Source organism: Deinococcus pimensis DSM 21231, assembly GCF_000519345.1.
Lineage (GTDB): Bacteria > Deinococcota > Deinococci > Deinococcales > Deinococcaceae > Deinococcus_A > Deinococcus_A pimensis.
In genome coordinates, this window is record NZ_KI912647.1 from 106471 (window position 1) to 107209 (window position 739).

A 739-nucleotide genomic window follows, 5' to 3' on the forward strand; every position below is an offset into this window, starting at 1 on the left:
CAGGCCCGCGCCTGGGACGCCTTCGTCGAGGCCCTGCGGCGCGGCGAGGTCACCGACCCCCGACGCCTCGGCGACGTCGAGGCGCTCGCGCTGGGCCGCACGAAGACCTCCAGGGTCCTCGCGGCCCTCGGCCGCCCCGAGACGCCCGAGAGCGCGCACGCTCTGCTGCTCGCCCTCGACGTCTGGGACGAGACGCGCAACCCCTACCCCGCCCGGCACGGCGCCGACACGCGCCCCGTGGACCTGCCCCTGCCGGAGGCGGCAGCGCTCACGGACGCGGCGGGCCGACTGAATCTGACTCATCTCACCGCCCTCGCCATCGACGACGAGGGCAGCAGCGACCCCGACGACGCCCTCAGCATCGAACGCACCGGGGAGGGCCACCGCCTGTGGGTGCACGTCTCCGACGTCGCCGCGCTCGTCCCGCACGGCAGCGACCTCGACGCGGAGGCCCGGCGGCGCGGCGCCACCCTCTACCTCCCGGAGCTCACCGCGCCCATGCTGCCGCCCGCCGCGACCGGCCTGCTCGGCCTCGGCCTCACCGACGTCTCCCCCGCCCTGAGCGTCGCCGTGGACCTCGACGGGGACCTCGAACCCACCGGCCACGTCGAGATCCACCCCACCCTCGTGCGCGTCACGCGCCTCACGTACGGCGAGGCGCAGGACCGCCTCACGGGCGATCCCGTCCTCGTGGAGCTCACCCGCTTCGCGCGGGCCGCCCGCGCCCGGCGAGAGGCCG

The 739-nt window shown here is 76.7% G+C and carries 1 protein-coding gene; it reads left to right on the forward strand.

Going from position 1 to position 739, the window contains the following annotated elements; all coding sequences use genetic code 11:
* Positions 1-739 (forward strand): RNB domain-containing ribonuclease (locus tag DEIPI_RS31025; protein ID WP_169737106.1); only part of this gene is annotated, 739 nt, incomplete at both ends.